Source organism: Aeromonas sp. EU05-FHT14A05 (genome assembly GCF_058791175.1).
The window spans coordinates 74,985-91,414 of sequence record NZ_JBYTDH010000009.1; the positions used below are offsets into that span (position 1 = coordinate 74,985).

General features: G+C 66.4%; 15 protein-coding genes. 11 read left to right on the plus strand and 4 right to left on the minus strand.

The annotated features are described in order from the left end of the window. Positions 1–167: 167 nt before the first annotated feature. The gene (bacA, locus tag AC3WR3_RS13865) at positions 168–983 is read left to right on the plus strand and encodes an undecaprenyl-diphosphate phosphatase (RefSeq protein ID WP_247627545.1); all 816 of its coding nucleotides are present in this window, start codon (positions 168–170) and stop codon (positions 981–983) included. A 59-nt stretch (positions 984–1,042) separates the two neighbouring features. Here the strand turns inward: bacA and AC3WR3_RS13870 are convergent, their stop codons facing one another. The 3 genes from AC3WR3_RS13870 to AC3WR3_RS13880 all read right to left on the minus strand — a co-directional run bounded on the left by AC3WR3_RS13870 (position 1,043) and on the right by AC3WR3_RS13880 (position 2,961). Continuing rightward, positions 1,043–1,708 (minus strand): ChrR family anti-sigma-E factor, encoded by a 666-nt coding sequence (locus tag AC3WR3_RS13870; protein ID WP_492292121.1) that lies wholly within the window; start codon positions 1,706–1,708, stop codon positions 1,043–1,045. After that, the gene (locus AC3WR3_RS13875) at positions 1,701–2,270 is read right to left on the minus strand and encodes a sigma-70 family RNA polymerase sigma factor (RefSeq protein WP_025328693.1); all 570 of its coding nucleotides are present in this window, start codon (positions 2,268–2,270) and stop codon (positions 1,701–1,703) included. The genes AC3WR3_RS13870 and AC3WR3_RS13875 overlap by 8 nt, the downstream gene beginning before the upstream one ends. A 124-nt stretch (positions 2,271–2,394) precedes the next feature. After that, complete coding sequence (locus AC3WR3_RS13880; protein ID WP_319917398.1) at positions 2,395–2,961, minus strand: LON peptidase substrate-binding domain-containing protein; 567 nt, start codon at positions 2,959–2,961, stop codon at positions 2,395–2,397. A gap of 314 nt (positions 2,962–3,275) precedes the next feature. Between AC3WR3_RS13880 and argS the strand changes: the two genes are divergently transcribed. The 4 genes from argS to hslU all read left to right on the plus strand — a co-directional run bounded on the left by argS (position 3,276) and on the right by hslU (position 7,982). Beyond that, positions 3,276–5,021 carry an arginine--tRNA ligase gene (gene argS / locus AC3WR3_RS13885; RefSeq protein WP_492292122.1) on the plus strand — a complete coding sequence of 582 codons (1,746 nt, stop codon included), beginning with the start codon at positions 3,276–3,278 and terminating at the stop codon, positions 5,019–5,021. A gap of 3 nt (positions 5,022–5,024) precedes the next feature. Continuing rightward, entirely contained in the window at positions 5,025–5,864 is an 840-nt protein-coding gene (locus AC3WR3_RS13890; RefSeq protein WP_139437992.1) for an SPOR domain-containing protein, read from the plus strand. A gap of 187 nt (positions 5,865–6,051) precedes the next feature. Continuing rightward, positions 6,052–6,585, plus strand: a complete 534-nt coding sequence (gene hslV, locus AC3WR3_RS13895; protein ID WP_025328697.1) for an ATP-dependent protease subunit HslV — start codon at positions 6,052–6,054, stop codon at positions 6,583–6,585. A gap of 68 nt (positions 6,586–6,653) precedes the next feature. Continuing rightward, complete coding sequence (hslU, locus tag AC3WR3_RS13900) at positions 6,654–7,982, plus strand: ATP-dependent protease ATPase subunit HslU (protein ID WP_005328414.1); 1,329 nt, start codon at positions 6,654–6,656, stop codon at positions 7,980–7,982. Between the two features lie 60 nt (positions 7,983–8,042). Here the strand turns inward: hslU and AC3WR3_RS13905 are convergent, their stop codons facing one another. Beyond that, positions 8,043–9,431, minus strand: a complete 1,389-nt coding sequence (locus tag AC3WR3_RS13905; RefSeq protein ID WP_492292123.1) for an MFS transporter — start codon at positions 9,429–9,431, stop codon at positions 8,043–8,045. A gap of 187 nt (positions 9,432–9,618) precedes the next feature. Here AC3WR3_RS13905 and AC3WR3_RS13910 point away from each other — a divergent pair, with 187 nt between their 5' ends. The 6 genes from AC3WR3_RS13910 to AC3WR3_RS13935 all read left to right on the plus strand — a co-directional run bounded on the left by AC3WR3_RS13910 (position 9,619) and on the right by AC3WR3_RS13935 (position 16,401). Then, complete coding sequence (locus AC3WR3_RS13910) at positions 9,619–10,539, plus strand: LysR family transcriptional regulator (RefSeq protein WP_492292170.1); 921 nt, start codon at positions 9,619–9,621, stop codon at positions 10,537–10,539. A gap of 227 nt (positions 10,540–10,766) precedes the next feature. Continuing rightward, a complete protein-coding gene (locus tag AC3WR3_RS13915) occupies positions 10,767–11,399 on the plus strand; it encodes a TetR/AcrR family transcriptional regulator (protein ID WP_492292124.1) in 633 nt (210 codons plus the stop codon). Between the two features lie 85 nt (positions 11,400–11,484). After that, positions 11,485–12,453 (plus strand): secretion protein HlyD, encoded by a 969-nt coding sequence (gene hlyD / locus AC3WR3_RS13920; protein ID WP_492292125.1) that lies wholly within the window; start codon positions 11,485–11,487, stop codon positions 12,451–12,453. Then, complete coding sequence (locus AC3WR3_RS13925) at positions 12,450–14,204, plus strand: ATP-binding cassette domain-containing protein (protein WP_492292126.1); 1,755 nt, start codon at positions 12,450–12,452, stop codon at positions 14,202–14,204. The genes hlyD and AC3WR3_RS13925 overlap by 4 nt, the downstream gene beginning before the upstream one ends. Next, the gene (locus AC3WR3_RS13930) at positions 14,201–15,310 is read left to right on the plus strand and encodes an ABC transporter permease (RefSeq protein WP_492292127.1); all 1,110 of its coding nucleotides are present in this window, start codon (positions 14,201–14,203) and stop codon (positions 15,308–15,310) included. Before AC3WR3_RS13925 ends, AC3WR3_RS13930 begins: the two co-directional genes overlap by 4 nt. 2 nt (positions 15,311–15,312) lie before the next feature. Further along, complete coding sequence (locus AC3WR3_RS13935; protein WP_492292128.1) at positions 15,313–16,401, plus strand: ABC transporter permease; 1,089 nt, start codon at positions 15,313–15,315, stop codon at positions 16,399–16,401. The last annotated feature ends 29 nt before the right edge of the window (positions 16,402–16,430 follow it).

The window sequence follows — 16,430 nt, forward strand, 5'->3', positions numbered from 1 at the left end:
CTGGCCCTGCACCATGCGGAAGGGGCAGGCCGCCGGACAAGGGCCGGAAACCGCACAGGAGCCCCCAATATTCTCTGGTTGCCCGCGTGATTTTCCGCCATCATTGGCCGCCCCGACCCTGATCGGGGCTGATTTTATCCGGACCCATCAACCAAGAGATCTGTACCATGACCGAATCCTACGCCCTGTTTGTGGCCTTCGTGCTGGGCATAGTGGAAGGCCTGACCGAGTTTCTGCCCGTCTCCTCCACCGGCCACATGATCATCGTCGGCCACCTGCTCGGTTTCGAAGGCCCCAAGGCCGCCACCTTCGAGGTGGTGATCCAGCTGGGCTCCATCCTGGCGGTGGTCGTCATGTTCTGGCGCCGCCTGTTCGGCCTCATCGGCATCCATTTCGGTCAGAAACCGGCACCTGGGCATGCCACCCTCTCACTGGTGCACATCATCCTCGGCATGCTGCCCGCCGTGCTCATCGGGCTGGCCATCCACAGCTGGATCAAGGCCCATCTGTTTGGCCCTGAAACCGTGATGTATGCCCTGGTGGCCGGCGGCATACTGCTCATCATCGCCGAGAAGTGCCGCCCCGCCGTCACCGCAGAGACCCTGGACGACATCAGCTACAAGCAGGCGTTCGGCATAGGTCTGTTCCAGTGCCTGGCGCTTTGGCCCGGCTTCTCCCGCTCCGGCGCCACCATCAGCGGCGGCATGCTGATGGGCATCAGCCGCCATGCGGCGGCCGAGTTCTCCTTCATCATGGCGGTACCCATGATGATGGCGGCCAGCGGACTGGACCTCTACAAGAGCCGCGACTTCCTCTCCATGGCCGACCTCCCCATGTTTGCGGTGGGCTTCGTCACCGCCTTCGTGGTCGCCATGATCGCCATCAAGACCTTCCTGGCGCTGATCCGTCGCCTCGACTTCATCCCCTTCGCCATCTACCGCTTCGTGGTGGCCTTCGCCGTCTACCTGGTATTTGTGGCCTGATTCAGCCGCGACACCATGAAAAAGGGACCTTTCGGTCCCTTTTTCTATTGCTGCCCACCTCAGTAGAGGCGGTGGCTGATGCCGTTGAGCAGCCGCGACAGTCCCTTGGTAAAGTGGACGGGGGCGTCCTGCACCGTGTAGCAGAGGCAGCCGTCCGGGGTGTGCGGGCTGTGGGCGTGGCTGGCGTCGCGCCAGATGAAGTCCCCCGCCTGATAGCAGATGTCCCCCTCCTGCATGTTGCCCGCCAGCAGCAGGGTCAGCTCATAGCCCTTGTGGGTATGCTCGGGGATGCGACCACCGGCCTCGATATGGAGCAGGCTGGCGCGGGCCCCCATCTCGTCCAGCGGCAGGCTGTGCTGGCGAATGGCGCCCACATGGCGCCACTTGGGCGCATGGTGGCGGGCCAGCACCCGTGGCAGCCGGTAGGATTGGCCCGCGACCCGCAACTCGGGCGCCGGCTGCGCGCGCGGCGCTAGCTCGGCCGCCGTTGCCACCGGCTGTTGCAGTATCTCCGCCAGCATGGCGTCGAGCCCGGCCGGCAGCACCTGGTCCGGTGCGGCTGGCGCCAGCAGCTGGTTCGCCAGCTCGGCCTCAAGGGTCTGTACCCGGGCGGCACACTCGGGGCAGAGCTCGCAATGGGCAGAGACACCGACGGCCAGCGGCAGCGGCAACTCGTCGGCGGCGAAGGCCCGCAACATGAGTTCGGTCGGATGGGTCTTAATCATGGCCTTGCTCCACTTGCTCTTTCAGTTTCTGTAATGCCAGCCGGAGGCGGGACTTGATGGTCCCGAGCGGCACACCTAGCCTGTCGGCCAGCTCCTGCTGGGAAAACTCCTGCAGATAGATGCCGCGCACCACCTGCTGTTGCGGCTCCGGCAGGGTGGCGAGGTAATCGGCCATCTGGCGGGTCAGCACGGCGTCCTCTCCGCCGCTCAGGTGCTCCTCCTCCGCCCTGAACTCCAGCAGGGGCCACAGCTCCTCGGCGCAGAGATCCTCCTTGCTGGCGCGACGGCGCCGCAGCATGTCGAAACTCTGGTTGCGCATGACGGTGTAGATCCAGGTAGTCGGCGCCCCCTTCTCGGGGTGATAGAGGCGCGCCTTCTGCCACACCAGCAGCATGGTCTCCTGCACCAGCTCGAGGGCATTGGCCTCGCTGCCGAGGTGGCGCATCCCATAGCTGCGGATACGCGGCGCGAAGTGGTGGAACAGGGTGGCGAAGGCGACCTTGTCGCCATGTTCGGCCACCCGGATGAGAAGAGACGTCAGATCGCCATCTGGGTTGTCCATGGGGGGCAATGTCCTGCGTGGAGCCGATTGTGGTTGGCCAGTATATGCCATAGCGCCATCCCTTGAGTGTTGCTGTCATCACCATTACGACGGGCGGGGCAAAAGGATCACCGGGGACGGGAATTCAGTGGCTCGCGACCAGCAGGCCGCTCAACAGGGAGAGGGCGGGCTGGTTGTCCTTGGCCGCGACCAGCCACTGCTTCTGCTCCACCGGGATGGGCAGCACCTCCAGCCAGCGCTGGGCTACCCAGCTGGCGTCATCCCAGTCGGGCTCGGGGTAGAGGGCCGCGTATTCGGGGTAGTCGTTGAACACATCCTGCAGCGCCTTGGCCAGGGAGTGCTGGTCGGCCTTGAGCCGTCCGCTCTGCCAGGGGGGCAGCGGCTCCACCTCGCCGACCCGCAGGCCGTCCGGCTCCTGCCACAGATCGACTATCCTGACCCGCTCCACCCCGAGCACCGTGATGCCGAGCAGGCCGTCCGGCAGCAGATCGAAATCGATGATCCGCACCCGGGTGGCGATGGGATACATGTTGCGCAGGGCATCGGGCTGGCGGGGGTCCAGCATGCAGAGCGCAAACTCCCGCTCCCGCACCTCGGCTATCATGCGCTGATACCTGGGCTCGAAGATGCGCAGCGGCATGATGCCGCCGGGCAGCAGGTGGGCGGAGAGTGGAAACAGCACCAGTGTCATGGGAATCGTCCTCTAGCGACTTCCTCTAAGGATACGACCGCCGGACGACACGGGATCATTCAGACCAAATTGGAATAAATAACCCCTTAACAATCAGGGGAAAATAGCCTGGACAAGCCGCTTCGATATGCAGTAGAAATGGATAACCACCACTTATCCAAATCAATATTCTGCAATGTGGTGAAAAACGCAGTGAAATATCCGCCACCCCAAGGGGGTCGGGCCATTCCTATAGTTTTCTCGGCCCGATGCGGGTAAAATTCACGCCCTTATCCAGTCAGTCATTTTTCGACGCGCAACCTCGGTGGTCAGTTATGAAAGAGCATATTCATCATCTACTTGAACAAACGGTAGCCAATCTCAAGTCTGCGGGCGTCCTGCCGGCCGACCTGGAAGCCCGGGTGCAAGTAGACCGATGCAAGGAGAAGGCTCACGGCGACCTGGCCACCAACCTGGCCATGCTGCTGGCCAAACCGGCCCGCAAGAACCCCCGTGAGCTGGCCGCTGCCATCATAGAGCACCTGCCCGCCTCCGATCTGATCGCCAAGGTCGAGATCGCCGGCCCCGGCTTCATCAACTTCTTCTTCGACCCGAGCTGGCTGGCCGGTCAGGTGGAAGCCATGGTGACCTCCGCCAACGCCAACGTGAAGCTGCCGGCCCCGCAGACCGTGGTGGTGGACTACTCGGCGCCGAACGTGGCCAAGGAGATGGCGGTGCACCACATCCGCTCCACCGTCCTCGGTGACGTCGCCGCCCGCGCCCTGGAGTTCCTCGGCCACAAGGTGGTGCGTGCCAACCACATCGGCGACTGGGGCACCCAGTTCGGCATGCTGATCGCCTATCTGGAGAAGATGGCCAACGAGCACGCCTCCGACATGGAGCTCAAGGACCTGGAAGCCTTCTACACCCAGGCCAAGCGTCACTATGACGAGGACGAAGCCTTCGCCGAGCGCGCCCGCAACTACGTGGTCAAGCTGCAGGGTGGCGATGAGTACTGCCGCACCATGTGGAAGAAGCTGGTCGACATGACCATGGAGCAGAACCAGCGCAACTACGACCGCCTGAACATCTCCCTGTCCAACAAGGACATCATGGGTGAGTCCATGTACAACGACATGCTGCCCCAGATAGTGGCCGACCTGAAGGCCCGCGGCCTGGCGGTCGAGAGCGAAGGGGCGACCGTGGTCTTCCTGGACGAGTTCAAGAACAAGGATGGCGAGCCCATGGGCGTCATCATCCAGAAGAGCGACGGCGGCTTCCTCTACACCACCACCGACATCGCCTGTGCCAAGTACCGTTACGAGAGCCTGGGCGCCGACCGTGTCATGTACTTCATCGACTCCCGTCAGCACCAGCACCTGATGCAGGCCTGGACCATCACCCGCAAGGCGGGCTATGTGCCGGAGTCCGTCCCCCTCGAGCACCACGCCTTCGGCATGATGCTGGGCAAGGACGGTCGTCCCTACAAGACTCGCTCCGGCGGCACCGTCAAGCTGGTCGATCTGCTCAATGAAGCCGAAGAGCGCGCGAGTGCCCTGCTGGAGAGCCGCAACAGCGATCTCTCTGCCGAAGAGAAGGCCAAGGTGGTGCACGCCATCGCCATGGGCGCGGTCAAGTATGCGGATCTCTCCAAGAACCGCACCACAGACTACATCTTCGACTGGGATATGATGCTGTCGTTTGAAGGCAACACTGCCCCTTACCTGCAGTACGCCTACACCCGCATCCAGTCCATCTTCCGCAAGGCGAACATCGATGCCGAGGCCCTGACCGGCCACGTGACCCTGAACGAAGAGGCCGAAGAGGTGCTGGCCCAGAAGCTGATCCAGTTCTCCGACGCGGTCAACAGCGTGGCGGACAAGGGCATGCCGCACCTGCTGTGCACCTATCTGTACGAGCTGTCCGGCAACTTCATGACCTTCTACGAAGCCTGCCCGATCAACAAGGACGGCGTGGACGAAGCGACCCGCAACAGCCGTCTGCTGCTGTGTGCCGCCACCGCCAAGGTGCTCAAGCTGGGCCTGGGCGTGCTGGGCATCCACACCCTGGAGCGCATGTAATAGATGGCGACCCGGGATTACGTCGGCAACAGCCCGAGACGACGGGCCGGTGGTCGTAACATCAAGAAAGCGGCACCTCGCCGCTTTCCTGTTATCCCGGCACTGCTGGCCGGGGCCCTGGTCGTCGGCTTTGGCGCCTTCCTCTACCTGATCAACGGCAAGGGGGCGGATGCCCCCACCATCGAAGAACAGGTGAAGGCCAACAAACCCAAGGCACAGGGTCATACCCTGCCCCAGGAGAAGTGGAGCTACATCGAGCGGCTGGAGAACAAGCAGGTGGACATCATAGAGCCGCCGCCCCAGCCGGGCGTGCTGCCGCCACCGCCTGCCGAGACCCTCACCCTGCAACCCGAGAAGCTGCCGCAGCCGGTACCGACCGAGATCCCCCAGCCCGGGACCCCTCTCGGCCAGGTGAAACCCTTCCAGCCGCAGCCGGTGCAACCGACCAAGCCGGCCACCGGCGCCCCGGTCGCCAGCGCGCAGGAGCAGGTGATCAACCAGAAGGCCGAGCGTGAGCGGATGGAGCGGGAGATCCGTGCCGAACTGGAGCGGGAGCGCGCCGAGGCCGCCAGGGCCAAGGCGGCGACCCAGACGGCGGCAGCCGACGGCGGTCGTTACATGATGCAGTGCGCCGCCCTGCGCTCGCAGGATTCTGCAGAGTCGCTCAAGGCGCGCATCGCCTTCGGTGCCGGCCTCTCCTCCAGCCTGCAGGTGGTCAATGGCGCCAATGGCACCGTCTACAAGGTGATGGTGGGCCCCTTCAGCGGCAAGGCGGCGGTCGATGCGGCCAACCGCAAGCTGCAAGGCTCCGGCATCAGCGGCTGCATCCCCAAGAAAGGCTAGCCACACAGCCAATCAAGAAGGGCCGGGGGACAACCCCGGCCCTTCTCCTTTCGACTCCCCTCTTCCTCGCCGACAAGGCCTCCCCCTTTTTCCCGACAACAGGCAGGCTTGAAAAGCCGGTTTGCCATCCCCATCTTTCTTGCCATGCACAGTCCGGCCGTCATTCGGCTCAAGCGAGGTAAGTAAAGTGACTACCATAGTTTCCGTCCGCCGCAACGGCCAGGTCGTGATCGGCGGTGATGGCCAGGTCTCCCTCGGCAACACCGTCATGAAGGGCAACGCCCGCAAGGTTCATCGTCTCTACAACGGCAAGGTGCTGGCAGGTTTCGCCGGCGGCACCGCCGATGCCTTCACCCTGCTCGAGCGCTTCGAAGCCAAACTGCAGGCCCATCAGGGCAATCTGGAGCGCGCCGCCGTGGCGCTGGCCAAGGACTGGCGCACCGATCGCGCCCTGCGCCGCCTCGAGGCCCTGCTGGCCGTGGCCGACGAGCACAAATCCTTCATCATCACCGGCAACGGTGACGTGGTGCAGCCGGAGCATGATCTGATCGCCATCGGCTCGGGCGGCAACTTCGCCCAGTCCGCCGCCATCGCCCTGCTGGAAAACACCGATCTGGATGCCAGGACCATAGTCGAGAAGTCCCTCAAGATTGCGGGCGACATCTGCGTCTTCACCAACGGCAACCACACCATCGAAGTGCTGGACTACAGCGCCAAGTAAGGGCGCCCGTCAGCCAACTCATTCTCCAAGGGGTGGGCCCTGCCCGCCCCGGATACAGGAACTCCATCATGTCCGAGATGACCCCGAGAGAAATCGTCCACGAGCTGGACCGTCACATCATCGGTCAGGCCGATGCCAAGCGTGCGGTGGCCGTGGCCCTGCGCAACCGCTGGCGCCGGATGCAGCTCAGCGAAGAGATGCGCCATGAAGTGACCCCGAAAAACATCCTGATGATAGGCCCGACCGGGGTCGGCAAGACCGAGATCGCCCGTCGTCTGGCCAAGCTCGCCAACGCCCCCTTCATCAAGGTGGAAGCGACCAAGTTCACCGAAGTGGGCTATGTGGGCAAGGAAGTGGACAGCATCATCCGCGATCTCACCGATGTCGCCATCAAGCTGGTGCGCGAGACCGAGATGGAGAAGATGAAATACCGCGCCGAGGAAGCCGCCGAGGAGCGCATCCTCGACGCCCTGCTGCCGAACCCGCGCAACAGCTGGGGCGAGGAGGAGAAGGCCGACAACTCCAACACCCGCCAGATCTTCCGCAAGAAACTGCGGGAAGGTCAGCTGGATGACAAGGAGATCGAGCTGGATCTCGCCGCCACTCCCATGGGCGTCGACATCATGACCCCGCCGGGCATGGAAGAGATGGCCAACCAGCTGCAGGGGCTGTTCCAGAACCTGGGCCAGCAGCAGAAGAAGAAGCGCAAGATCAAGGTCAAGGAGGCCATGAAGGCGCTGATCGAAGAGGAGGCGGCCCGCCTGGTCAACCCGGAAGAGCTGAAGCAGAAGGCCATTGCCGCGGTCGAGAACAACGGCATCGTCTTCCTCGACGAGATCGACAAGATCTGCAAGCGCGGCGAGAGCTCGGGCCCCGATGTCTCCCGTGAAGGGGTGCAGCGCGATCTGCTGCCCCTGGTCGAGGGTTGCACCGTCAACACCAAGCACGGCATGGTCAAGACAGACCACATCCTGTTCGTCGCCTCCGGCGCCTTCCAGGTGGCCCGTCCGTCGGATCTCATCCCCGAGCTGCAGGGTCGTTTGCCGATCCGGGTCGAGCTGACCGCCCTCACCACCCATGACTTCGAGCGGATCCTGACCGAGCCGAACGCCTCCCTGACCGATCAGTACCAGGCCCTGATGGCCACCGAAGGGGTCAAGATCGAGTTCACCCAGGACGGCATCCGCCGTCTGGCCGAGGCGGCCTGGCAGGTCAACGAGCGCACCGAGAACATAGGTGCCCGCCGTCTACACACAGTGATGGAGCGGCTGATGGAAGACATCTCCTACGACGCCTCCGAGAAGTCCGGCGAGACCTTCGTCATCGACACCGACTACGTCAACGCCCACCTGGGTGCCCTGATCGAGGACGAGGATCTGAGCCGCTATATTCTGTAAGCTCGCCCCTCCCGATGAAAAAACGCCTCCCTTCGCGGAGGCGTTTTTTATCCATCCCGCTCAGGCCCTGACCGGCACCCCCTCCCGGCGGCGCCCCACCAGCCAGAGCGCCAGGCCAATCAGCAGGGCGCTCAGGGCGAAGAGGGCCCGGGTGCCAAACACCAGCTCGTTGGCCAGGGTCAGGCCCTGCTCCCCCACCAGGGCGGCGAACAGGCCGCCGAGCCCGGCCACCCCGGTCAGCTGACCCAGATTGCGCGACAGGGTCAGCAGACCGGCCACGGCGCCCCGGGTCCGCTCACTCGCACCACCCACCACGGCACTGTTGTTGGCGGTCTGGAACAGGGCATAACCTGCGGTCAGCAGCAGTATGGGCAGCAGATAACCGAGCGGGCCGAACTGCCCCGCCGCCCCGGCCAGGGCGAGGGCCGCAGTACCCATGACGGCCAGCCCCAGCCGAACCACCTGCCGCGCCCCCAGCCTGTCCACCAGCCAGCCGGCAGGCATGCCCGTCAGGGCCGCCAGCAGGGGCCCGCCCGATATCATCAGGCCGACAGTCCCGAGACTGAGGCCGAAGACCCCCCTCAGGTAGAAGGGGCCTATGAGCAGGGTCAGCACCATGACGCTGGCCACCAGAGCGCTGGCGACAAGGCCGCTGCGCAGCCCAGGGGCCCCCAGCAGCGCCAGCGGCAGCAGGGGCACAGGGGCGTTGCGCTCGCGGCGAACGAACGAGGCCGTGACCAGCAGGGCCCCCGCCCCCCACCAGAGGGCCAGGGCGCCCCCCAGGGTCAGCGCCAGGCCGTAGCAGAGCAGGGCCGCCACCAGCAGTGACAGGCTAGCGAGGTTCATCCCCTTTTCATGTGGCGAGCAGCCGTCCCGGGGCAGACCGAGCCGGGCACAGCCCAGTGCCAGCAGGCTGAGGGGCACCAGCAGCAGGAAGGGGGCCTGCCAGCCAAAGCCGGCCGTCAGCAGGCCGCCAAAGGAGGGACCGAGCGCAGTGCCGCAGGCCGACAGGGTACCGAGCAGTCCCATGCCCCAGCCCCGCCGCGCCGGCGGAACCAGCTGGCCCACCATGGCCAGTGCCAGGGAGAGCATGCAGGCCGCAGCGATCCCCTGCAGGGCACGGGCCGCTATCAGCCAGCCTATGGTCGGCGCCAGGGCGCACAGCAATGAGGCCAGCGCAAAGAGCCCCAGCCCCAGGAGCAGCAGGCGACGCCGACCGAACCTGTCCCCCAGCCGGCCGGCCACCACAGTCAGGCAGGTGATCCCCAGCAGATAGGCCACCAGCACCCACTGCAGACTGGCAAAGGGCACAGCAAAGGCCTGCTCCAGGGCAGGCAGCACCATGTTGGCCAGGCTCCCCCCCAGCATGGGCAGCAGGGTGGCGAGGCCGAGCGCCAGCAGGCCGAGGCGGCGAGCGGCAGGGGTCGGGAGGGGGTTGAGTGGCGACATGATCCGATCTCCGGCAGAGGATGATGCCCACAAGGCTAGCGGGAGGCATGATCAGGCGGAAGACGCACGACTTGCAGCTTATAGCTGCACCAGACGCCATATGAAGAGAGAGGTTCTCGCGTATGATGAAGCCAACCGGCCGTCATGGGTCATCACCCGGGATCCCCGGCTCGGCGAGGGCAATGCCATGAATACCCCCGACTTCAATCTGCTGCTGACCCTGGATGCCCTGCTGGACGAGGGCAGCGTGGCCGGCGCCGCCAGACGACTCTCCTTGAGCCCCTCCGCCATGAGCCGCTCCCTGGCCAGGCTGCGGGAGACCACGGGCGACCCCCTGCTGGTGCGGGCGGGCCGGGGTCTGGTGCCCACGCCGCGGGCCCTGGCCCTGCACGCTCAGGTCAGCCAGCTGGTGCAGGATGCGCACGCCGTGCTGCGCCCCCAGCAGGAGATAGATCCGGCCCGGCTGGTGCGCACCTTTCGCCTGAGATCCAGCGACGGCTTCGTGGAGGCGGTCGGCCCTGCCCTGCTGGCCCGGCTCGCCGCCGAGGCCCCCGGGGTCAGGCTGCACTTCCTGGCCAAACCCGACAAGGGGAGCCGGCCCCTGCGCAGCGGCGAGCTGGATTTCGAAACCGGCGTCATAGGCGCAGAGACGGCGCCCGAGCTGCGCACCCAGGCGCTGTTTCAGGACAGCTTCGTCGCTGTGGTACGTCCAGGCCACCCCCTGTGCAAAGGCCCCCTGACCGCCGCCCGCTATGCCGCCGCCCGCCACATACTGGTGTCGCGGCGCGGGCTGGAGCAGGGCCCCATAGACGAGGCCCTGGCGCGCCTCGGGCTGACACGCGCGGCGGCGACCCTGGTCCCCGGCTTTGCCACTGCCCTGGCCCTGGTGCGGGGCAGCGACCTGGTGGCGACCGTGCCCGAGCGGCACTGCGCCGCCCTGCACGCCGATCTGGTGACCCTGCCCCTGCCCTTCCCGCTGGCAGGGATCAGGGTCGCCCTGATCTGGCACCCCAGCCAGGACGCCGACCCGGCTCACCGCTGGCTGCGCGCCCTCATCCGCGAGACCTGCGCCCAGGCCCCCTATGGAGGGGACGCCAGGGAGAGCTGATCGCCCCCGGTGGCAGACAAGTCCACCTGCGGGCCGCCCGGGAAGCAGGGCGTGGCCGTACGGGCGTCCGAGGCTTCTGGTCCGCTGCACCCGCCCTTTCCCTCCTTCACACAGCGCCGCAAGGCGCCGCTCACCCTTGTTCAAAAAAAGATCGACCCGCCCCCTTCTCACGGATTTATACGAGCGTATAATTCAGTTCAAAATCTATGCGGAAGGAGCCTTGCTGGATGCACCCCACTCGTCAAAAACTGCTCGATACCGGCCTTGCCATCGCGACCGACAAGGGGTTGCGCGGCCTCACGGTACGCGAGCTGGCGGCGGCGGCCGAGGTCAATCTCGGCACCTTCGTCTACCACTTCGGCAACCGCGACGCCTTTATCGACGAGCTGGTGGAGCTCTGGTACGCCCCTCTCTATGACGAGCTCAAGGCGGTGGCGGCCAAAGGCTCCTACCCCTCCGCCATCGCCATGTTCGAAGCGACCATGGAGGCACTGATCGCCCTGGTGGCGCGCCAGCGCGGCTTCATCAACCACCTGTTTGGCGATGCCCTGGCTGGCGAGCGCGCGGCCCAGCGCTTTCTGCTGAGCCTGCCGCGCCGCCACCCCCTGCTGCTGCTCGAGCAGGTTCAGAAGGCGCAGGCGGAGGGATCCCTGGTGGCGGGCAACCCGCTGCAGCTGATGATCTTCATCATGGGCTCGGTGGGTCTGCCCCTGGTGATCGCCGGCGGCGGTCGCCAGCTCGGCTGGTTGCCCCCGGAGGCCGCCCCCTTTCTGTCCCAGATAGACAACCCTGAGGCCGCCCGGCAACGCCTGGTATGGGCCCTGCGCGGCCTGCGCAGCACCGAAGGAGATCCCGCATGAAACAACGCATCGCCATCCTGGCCGTACTGCTGACCCTGCTCAGTGGCTACCTCGGGTGGCAGGGCCGCCCCGAAGGAGATCCCGTATGAAACAACGCATCGTCATCCTGGCCGTGCTGCTAACCGTTATCGGCGGTTATCTCTGGTGGCAGGGCCGCCCGGCCGACGGCTCCATCCTCTACGGCAACGTCGACATCCGCGATGTGAACCTGGCGTTCAGAGTCGGCGGCAGGGTCAGCGAGGTGCTGGTGGATGAGGGGGACAGCGTGACAGCGGGTCAGCCGCTGGCCCGTCTCGATCCCGTGCCCCTCGCCCACGAGCGCGACAGTGCTCGCGCCAATCTGGCCGCCCTCACTGCAGCCAATGCCTTGATCCACAAGGGGTATCGCAGCGAAGAGCGCGATCGGGCACGGGCCGAGCTGGCCGCCGCCGAGGCGGCCGCACTCGAGGCAGAGCAGCAGTGGCGTCGCCAGAGCGCGCTGGCGGCGACCGGCGCCATCTCCCGCGGTCAGCTCGACAGCGCCCGCTCCCAGCGGGATCAGACCCAGGCCCAGGTGCGCGCCACCCGCGAGCAGCTCGGCCAGCTCGAGACCGGCTACCGCCCGGAGGAGATAGCCCAGTCCGATGCCCAGCTGCAAGGGGCCAAAGCGGCGCTGGCCAGTTCCGAGCTGGCGCTCGCCGACGCCGTGCTGACCGCCCCGAGCGACGGCATCCTCCTCACCCGCGCCATCGAGATCGGCAGCATGGTGCAACCGGGGGCCACCGCCTTCAACCTTTCACTGACCGCCCCGGTCTGGGTGCGCGCCTATGTGGAGGAGCCCTGGCTCGGCCACTTCCCGAGCGGCGCCAAGGTGACTCTCACCACAGACTCTCGGCCGGACAAGCCCTATCAGGGGGTGGTGGGCTTTGTCTCCCCCACCGCCGAGTTCACCCCCAAATCCGTGGAGACGCCGGATCTTCGCACTCACCTGGTCTACCGGCTGCGCATCGTGGTTCAGGATCCTGACTCTGCCCTGCGCCAGGGGATGCCGGTCACCGTCAGGCTGCAACCATGAATGCCGCCATCCAGCTCGCCGGGCTCACCAAGCGCTTCGGCGATCGGGTGGCCCTCAACGCCATCTCGGCCACCATTCCGGCCGGCGGCATCACGGGCCTGGTGGGCCCCGACGGTGCAGGCAAGAGCACCCTGCTGCGCCTGCTGGCCGGTCTGCTGGTGCCGGAGGCCGGGGAAATCCGGGTGCTCGGGCTGGATCCGGTGCGCGAGGGGGATGCCCTTCGTCAACGCCTCGGCTACATGCCCCAGCAGTTCGGGCTCTACGAGGATCTCAGCGTGCAGGAGAACCTCAGCCTCTACGCCGACTTGCGCGGGGTGCTGGAGCCAGAGCGCACTCCCACCTTCGAGCGCCTGCTCGCCTTCACCGATCTCGCCCGCTTCACCGCAAGGCCGGCGGGCAAGCTGTCTGGCGGGATGAAACAGAAGCTGGGGCTGGCCTGCGCCCTGCTTGGCACTCCCGACGTGCTGCTGCTGGACGAGCCCGGGGTCGGGGTAGATCCCATCTCCCGGCGCGCCCTCTGGCAGATGGTGCGGGAGCTGGCCGAGGGAGGCATGACGGTGCTCTGGAGCACCGCCTACCTCGATGAGGCCGAGCTGTGCGATCACGTGCTGCTGATGGCGGACGGCGAGGTGCGCACCAGCGGCACCCCGGCGACACTCATGGGCGCCATGGCGAGCCGCTGCTGGCTGCTGGAAGCGGGAGAACTGGACGGCCGGGAGCGGCGGGCCCTGTTGCGCCGCTCCCTGGCCCACCCGGCGGTGATGGACGGCGCCGTGGCGGGGGAGCGGGTGCGTCTGCTGCTGCACCCGGGCATGACGCCCCCGCCGCTGGCAGAGCTGCAACTGACCAACGGCACCTTTCAACCGGCCCAACCCCGGCTCGAAGATGCCTTTATCGATCTGCTTGGCGGCGGCCCCGGAGGGGAATCCAGCCTGGCACAGCTGATGCGCGAGGCCAGCCTGCCCGAGGGGGTCTCCCCGGAGGCGGTGATCGAGGCGCGCCGCCTCACCAAGCGCTTCGGCGACTTCACCGCCACCGACGACGTCAGCTTCGCGGTGCGCCGGGGGGAGATCTTCGGCCTGCTCGGCCCCAACGGGGCGGGCAAGTCCACCACCTTCAAGATGGAGTGCGGCCTGCTGCGCCCGAGCAGCGGGCAGGCGCTGGTGACCGGCATCGATCTGGCCCGCAGCCCCTCGGCGGCGCGTCAGCACCTCGGCTACATGGCCCAGAAGTTCTCCCTCTACAAGCAGCTCACCGTGGCCCAGAACCTGTCGTTCTTCGCCGGCATCTACGGCCTGTTCGGTCGCCAGCAACAGACGCGCATCGACGCCATGGTGGAGGCGTTCGCCCTCGGCCCCTGGCTCGGCCTGCAGACGGAATCCCTGCCGCTCGGCCTGCGCCAGCGCCTATCGCTGGCCTGCGCCCTGCTCCACGAGCCGCCGCTGCTGTTTCTCGACGAGCCCACCTCAGGGGTCGATCCTGTGACCCGGCGGGAATTCTGGTCCCACATCAATGCCCTGGCCGATCACGGGGTGACAGTGCTGGTCACCACCCACTTCATGGATGAGGCGGAGTATTGCGATCGCATCGCCCTCATCTACCGCGGTCGCCTGCTGGCCCTGGGTACCCCGGACGAGCTCAAGGGGCTGGCCGCCAAGGACGCAGCAACTTCTTTGCCCACCTCTTCATTGCCCACCATGGAAGAGGCCTTTATCACGCTAGTCGAGCAGGCCAGCGAGGAGGACGCATGAGCATCAACCGCCGCCGACTGCTGGCCCTGTGCCGCAAGGAGTCCCTGCAAATCGTGCGCGACCCCAGCAGCATCCTCATCGCCTTCATCATGCCCGTGGTGCTGCTGGTGGTAATGGGCTACGCCATCAACCTGGACGTGGACCACCTGCGGCTCGGCATCTGGCGCACCGATAGCGGCGCCCCTGCGGTGCGGCTGGAGCAGGCCCTTCGCGGCTCCACGGCGCTGGAAATCCACGGCGGCCCGAGCAAGGCGGCGCTGCTCGCCAGCCTGGAGCGCGGCGAGATCCGCGGCCTGCTGGTGATCGATGACGGCTTCTCCGCCGCCCTGGCCGGTCAGGGGGATGGCGTGCCGAAAGCCCTGCTGCTCACCGACGGCTCCGAACCCAACACGGCGAACTTCGTCACCAACTACGTGCAGGGGATCTGGCAGGGGTGGCTCGCCAGGGAGGGATTCTCCCTGCCGCTGGCGGTGGAGAGCCGCGCCTGGTTCAACCCGGCCCTGGTGAGCCGCAACTTCCTGGTGCCGGGCTCCATCGCCGTGGTGATGACCATCATAGGCGCCCTGCTCACCTCCCTGGTGGTGGCCCGGGAGTGGGAGCGCGGTACCATGGAGGCGCTGCTCGCCACCCCGGTGACCAAGACAGAGCTGCTGCTCTCCAAGCTGCTGCCCTACTACGGGCTCGGCATCGCCGCCATGCTCATCTGCCTGCTCTTCTCGGTGGCCGTGATGGGGGTGCCCTGGCGCGGCTCGCTGATCTCCCTGTTCGTGCTCACCACCCTGTTTCTCGGCAGCGCCCTCGGGCTCGGGCTCTTTCTCTCCACCGTGATGCGCAGCCAGTTCAACGCCGCCCAGGCCGCGCTGACGGCGGCCTTCCTGCCGGCCATGATGCTCTCGGGCTTCGTGTTCGAAATCGCCAGCATGCCGCCCCTGCTGCGGGCCATCACCCACCTGATCCCGGCCCGCTACTTCGCGAGCTCGTTGCAGACTCTCTACCAGGCGGGCAACGTGCTCTCCATCCTGCTGGTCAACGGCGTCTGCCTGCTGCTGCTGGCCGCCTTCTGGCTGGCCCTCACCGCCCGCAAGACGCGGCGCACCCTGGAGTAAACATGCTGATCCGACTCTGGTGGCTGATCCGAAAAGAGTTGCAGGCCCTGATGGGCAATACCCAGGGGCGCTTCCTGCTCATCATGCCGGTGCTGCTGCAAACCGCCCTCTTCCCCTTCGCCGCCACCCTGGAGGTGACCGGCAACACGCTCGCCATCTACGACCAGGATGGGGGGGCGCAGAGCCGGGAGCTCATCGAGCGCCTCACCCATATGCCCGCCTTCACCACAGTGATGACGGTGGCGGGCGAGGCCGGGATGACCAATGCCATCACCGGGCAGCAGGCGCTGATCGGCCTCATCATCCCGCAGGATTTCTCCCGCCGTCTGGCGCGTGGCGACACCGCCAAGGTGCAGCTCATCATCGACGGGCGCCGCTCCAACGGGGGCCAGGTGGCGGCGGGCTACATCAATCAGGTGATCGCCCGCTGGCAGAGCGAGGGCAAGGGGCTGCCTACGCTCACGGTGCGCCACCTCTACAACCCCAACATCGAGTTTCGCTGGCACGTGCTCCCCTCCCTGGTGGCCATCATCACCACCATAGGCTGCCTCATCGTCACCGCCCTGTCGGTGGCGCGGGAGCGGGAAGAGGGCACCTTCGATCAGTTGCTGGTCTCTCCCCTCACCCCGGGCTGGATCATGGCGGGCAAGGCGGTCCCCGGCATTCTGGTGGCGGTGGGCCAGGGCACCATAGTCGCGCTGGCGGCCCGCTTCCTCTATCAGGTGCCGTTTGGCGGCAGCACCACGCTGCTGATGGCGGGTATGGTCTGCTACGGCCTGGCGCTGGCGGGGATAGGGCTCTTCGTCTCGTCCCTCTGTTCGACCCAGCAGCAGGCGTTTCTCGGGGTCTTCTCCTTCATGGTGCCGGCGGTGATCCTCTCGGGCTATGTCTCCCCCATCGAGAACATGCCGCTGTTGTTCCAGTGGCTGGCGGCCATGGATCCCCTCAGCCACTTCATCCTGCTACTCAAGGGGGTCTTCCTCAAGGATCTCGGCTGGTCGGCGGCCTGGCCCCTGCTATGGCCCCTGCTCGCCATCGCCGGTGTCACCCTCTCCCTGGCGCTGGCCATGTTCCGCCGCCATATCGCCTGATGACCCGGCCCCTGCCAGGGGCCGGCCTC